6 protein-coding genes are annotated in these 3,788 nt (G+C 74.5%); 3 read left to right on the top strand and 3 right to left on the bottom strand.

Annotated elements, in window-relative coordinates; all coding sequences use genetic code 11:
* On the bottom strand, positions 1 to 636 hold a 636-nt coding region (locus tag E1300_RS48405), incomplete at its 3' end, for an MFS transporter (protein WP_242619889.1).
* 109 nt (positions 637 to 745) lie between these two features.
* Between E1300_RS48405 and E1300_RS48400 the strand changes: the two genes are divergently transcribed.
* Complete coding sequence (locus tag E1300_RS48400) at positions 746 to 1,630, top strand: helix-turn-helix transcriptional regulator (RefSeq protein ID WP_131763984.1); 885 nt, start codon at positions 746 to 748, stop codon at positions 1,628 to 1,630.
* A 68-nt stretch (positions 1,631 to 1,698) separates the two neighbouring features.
* Here the strand turns inward: E1300_RS48400 and E1300_RS48395 are convergent, their stop codons facing one another.
* Together E1300_RS48395 and mgrA are read right to left on the bottom strand one after the other, a co-directional pair.
* The gene (locus E1300_RS48395) at positions 1,699 to 1,965 is read right to left on the bottom strand and encodes a DUF6343 family protein (RefSeq protein WP_131763983.1); all 267 of its coding nucleotides are present in this window, start codon (positions 1,963 to 1,965) and stop codon (positions 1,699 to 1,701) included.
* A gap of 62 nt (positions 1,966 to 2,027) precedes the next feature.
* Positions 2,028 to 3,053 (bottom strand): L-glyceraldehyde 3-phosphate reductase, encoded by a 1,026-nt coding sequence (gene mgrA / locus E1300_RS48390; protein WP_131763982.1) that lies wholly within the window; start codon positions 3,051 to 3,053, stop codon positions 2,028 to 2,030.
* 138 nt (positions 3,054 to 3,191) lie between these two features.
* Here mgrA and E1300_RS48385 point away from each other — a divergent pair, with 138 nt between their 5' ends.
* Together E1300_RS48385 and E1300_RS48380 are read left to right on the top strand one after the other, a co-directional pair.
* Positions 3,192 to 3,551 (top strand): YciI family protein, encoded by a 360-nt coding sequence (locus E1300_RS48385; protein ID WP_165503339.1) that lies wholly within the window; start codon positions 3,192 to 3,194, stop codon positions 3,549 to 3,551.
* Between the two features lie 44 nt (positions 3,552 to 3,595).
* Positions 3,596 to 3,788 (top strand): sigma factor (locus E1300_RS48380; protein ID WP_278045448.1); only part of this gene is annotated, 193 nt, incomplete at its 3' end.

Raw genomic sequence — 3,788 nt, 5'->3', positions numbered from 1 at the left:
CCCGCCGCCCGCCGCCGCGTCGCGCGGCAGCGCCCGCGGCCCGGCGAGCAGCAGCGCGGCGCCGATCGGCACGTTGACGAGGAAGACCGTCCGCCACCCGGCGCCGAACAGGTCCGCGCTGACCAGCAGGCCGCCCGCGACCTGCCCCACGACCACGCCGCCCGCGATGACGGCCGCGTAGTAGCCGAGCGCCCGCGCCCGCGCCGGCCCGGTGAAGCCCCGCTGGATCATCGACATGACCTGCGGCGTCATCAGCGCGGCCCCGGCGCCCTGGAGGAACCGGAACGCCACGAGCGGCCAGGTGGACGGCGCCAGCCCGCACGCCAGCGACGTCACGGTGAACGCGGCGAGCCCGAGGTGGTACATCCGGCGGTGCCCGGCGAGGTCGCCGAGCCGCGCGCCGGTGACGAGCAGGACGGCGTAGGAGATGACGTACCCCGCCACCACGAGCTGCAGCCCCGCGCCAGAGGCGTGGAGGTCGGCGCGCATCGTCGGCAGCGCCACGTTCACGATGTTGACGTCGAGGATGGCCATGAACTGGCCGAGGAGGATGAGGGCGAGCACGAGCCCGCCCGGCCCGCCGCGCGTGTCCCGCTCCGGGACGGTCCCGCGCGGCATGTCGGTCGTCTGCGTCATGCCCACGAGCCTGATCGCCGTCGGGTACCGGTAACGAGAGCCCGGTGATACTGGTACTGACAGCACCTGGATCGTTCCGGTCCGAAGCGGCAGGCTGGGGGACGTGACGATGACGAGCGCACCGCCCAGGGAGGCGGGCGGACGGGGCGCGGGGCGCCGCAGGACCGAGCTGGCGGCGTTCCTGCGCAGCCGCCGCGAGCGGATCACCCCGGACGACGTCGGCATGCCGCCGGGCCCCCGGCGCCGCACCCCGGGCCTGCGCCGCGAGGAGGTCGCCCAGCTCGCCGGGGTCGGCGTCACCTGGTACACCTGGCTGGAGCAGGGCCGTCCGATCAACGCGAGCACCCAGGTCCTGGACGCGGTGGCCCGCACGCTGCGGCTCGACGGCGCCGAGCGCGAGCACCTGTACCTGCTCGCCGAGGTGCCGGAGCCGGCGTCCGGCGAGGCCGCCGGCCTGCCCGAGGACCTCCAGAGCATCCTCGACGCGCTCGACCCGACGCCCGCGTCGGTGACCAACGACCGCTGCGACGTGCTGGCCTGGAACGCCGCCTACGCGGCGATCTTCCCGCACCTGGTGAACGCCGCCCCGTGCGAGCGGAACTCGATGTGGATGGCGCTCACGCTGCCGCCGTGCTGCAACCCGATCGAGAACCTGGCCGAGGAGGCGCCGATGCACGTGGCGGTGTTCCGGCACCGCTACAGCCGCCACATGAACGAGCCGGCGTGGAAGGACATGCTCAGGCGGCTGCACGCCGCGAGCCCCCTGTTCACGCGGCTGTGGGCGGAGCACGAGGTCGCGCTCCCGGGCCCGCGGACCAAGGTGTTCCGGCACGCCGCCGTCGGCCTCATCCGGACCCGCACCACCCACATGGACATCACCGCGTCACCCGGCACCCGCCTCATCGTCTACACGCCGACCGACGACGAGAGCCGCGAGCGGATCGCCCGGCTGATGGAGGACCCGGGCGCGGCCGTCCCGGACCACACCCACTGAGCCGCCCTGGAACGGGCCCTGGGGTCCTGTGCCGACACGCCGACCGGCACGGCCCGCGCGCGCCGCGGTCAGGCGCGGTGGCGGCGCGCGATCACGGCGAGGTCGGCGGCGGCGATCACCGCGACCAGGGCGCACACCGCGGCTGCGGCCCACGGGCCGGCGCCTCCGCCGCGCGCCGCCGCCACGGCGAAGGCGATCCCGGCGGCCACGGCCGCGACCAGCGCGACCGCCGACAGGATCGCGCGCAGCCGCAGCGGGCTCCGGGCGGTCAGCGGCTCGGTCCCGGGCGGCTGCCGGTGGCGGTCCGGGCCGGCCGGCGGTCTCATGTCGTCCATGCGGGCCTCGTTCCCGGCCAGGAGGCGACGAAGCGCCACCTGACCAGGGAAAAGACCGGAGATCAGCCGGCGCTGGACGGGGCCCAGATGTTGATGCCCGCCTCGACCGCGTCGCGGTCGATCACGGCCAGCTCGTCGGCGGTGAGCTCCGGGCCGTCGAGCGCGGCGAGGTTCTCCTCCAGCTGCGCGACGCTGCTCGCGCCGATCAGCGCCGAGGTGACCCGCGGGTCGCGGAGGGTCCACAGCAGCGCGAGCTGGGCGAGCGACTGGCCGCGCTCCTTCGCGACGCCGTTCAGCGTCCGGACGTGCCGGAGGTTCTCGTCGGTGAGCAGGCTCGTCGAGAGCGAGGTGCCCTTGCTGGCCCGCGACCCCTCGGGGATGCCGCCGAGGTACTTGTCGGTGAGCATCCCCTGCGCCAGCGGCGAGAAGGCGATGCAGCCGGCGCCCTCGCGCTCCAGCGTGTCGAGCAGCCCGCCCTCGATCCACCGGTTCAGCATGGAGTAGGACGGCTGGTGGATCAGCAGCGGCGTGCCCAGGTCCCGCAGGATCGCGGCCGCCTGCGCCGTGCGCTCCGGCGAGTAGGACGAGATCCCGGCGTAGAGGGCCTTGCCGGACCGCACGGCCCGGTCGAGCGCCCCCATCGTCTCCTCCAGCGGCGTCTCGGGGTCGAACCGGTGGCTGTAGAAGATGTCGACGTACTCGACGCCCATCCGCCGCAGCGACTGGTCGAGGCTCGCGAGCAGGTACTTGCGCGAGCCCCACTCGCCGTAGGGGCCGGGCCACATGTCGTAGCCCGCCTTCGTCGACAGGACGATCTCGTCCCGGTACGGCCGGAAGTCCTCGCGGAAGATCCGGCCGAAGTTGATCTCGGCGGAGCCGTAGGGCGGGCCGTAGTTGTTGGCGAGGTCGAAGTGGGTGACGCCCAGGTCGAACGCGCGCCGCAGGATCGCCCGCTGGACGTCCAGCGGGCGGTCGTCGCCGAAGTTGTGCCACAGCCCCAGCGAGATCTCCGGGAGCTTGAGCCCGCTGCGCCCGCACCGCCGGTAGGGAGTCCGCTCGTACCTGTCACTGGCCGCCACATAAGTCATGGTCACGATTGTGTCAGCAGGCCCCGCCCGCCGTTCGCCCGGGAAAGTCATCCTGGGGAAGTGTCCTCGCGGGGGCGTGCCGATCGACTACAGATGACGGCCGGTGGCGGTCACCGGCCCGCGACCGGAGGTTGGACGATGAAGTACCTGCTGCTGCTGCACGCGCCCGACGGCCCCGTGACGGACACGAGCAGCCCCGCGTACGCCGAGGCCGTCGCCGCGTACGGGAAGGCGAACGCGGCGATGGCCGCCGCCGGGGTGCTGCTCGACTGCGCGCCGCTGCGGCCGCCCGCGTCGTCGACGACCGTCCGCGTCCGGGACGGCCGTACGATCGTGACCGACGGACCGGCCGCGGAGATCAAGGAGCAGGTCGGTGGCTACACGCTGCTGGAGTGCGACGACCTCGACGAGGCGCTGAGGTGGGCGGCGACGATCCCCGCGGCGGCGACCGGCTGGGTCGAGGTGCGCCCGGTCATGCCCGTGTCCCCGGCGTCCTGACCGCCGCGGACTTCCGCGCGCACTGGTGGCCGGCGGTGGCGGCGGTGACCCGCCTGGCGGGTGACCTCGCCACCGCCGAGGACGCGGTGCAGGACGCCGTCCTCGCCGCGATCGCGCAGTGGCCGCGGCAGGGCGTGCCGGACGATCCGCGCGCCTGGCTGATCGGCGTGGCGCGGCACAAGGCGCTGGACGCGGTCCGGCGGGACGCGCGGCGCCGCGCGCTGGAGCCGGAGGCGG

Origin of the sequence: Actinomadura fibrosa (assembly GCF_900659615.1) — a bacterium.
In the GTDB taxonomy this organism is placed as follows: domain Bacteria; phylum Actinomycetota; class Actinomycetes; order Streptosporangiales; family Streptosporangiaceae; genus Spirillospora; species Spirillospora fibrosa.
The sequence above is the reverse complement of the archived record's forward strand: the minus strand, read 5'-3'. Positions and strand labels throughout refer to the sequence as shown.

Bases quoted from the DNA above. Each gene is read 5' to 3' on its own strand.
- mgrA (WP_131763982.1), bottom strand. From the start codon at position 3,053: ATGACTTATGTGGCGGCCAGTGACAGGTACGAGCGGACTCCCTACCGG.
- E1300_RS48395 (WP_131763983.1), bottom strand. From the start codon at position 1,965: ATGGACGACATGAGACCGCCGGCCGGCCCGGACCGCCACCGGCAGCCG.
- E1300_RS48400 (WP_131763984.1), top strand. From the start codon at position 746: ATGACGAGCGCACCGCCCAGGGAGGCGGGCGGACGGGGCGCGGGGCGC.
- E1300_RS48385 (WP_165503339.1), top strand. From the start codon at position 3,192: ATGAAGTACCTGCTGCTGCTGCACGCGCCCGACGGCCCCGTGACGGAC.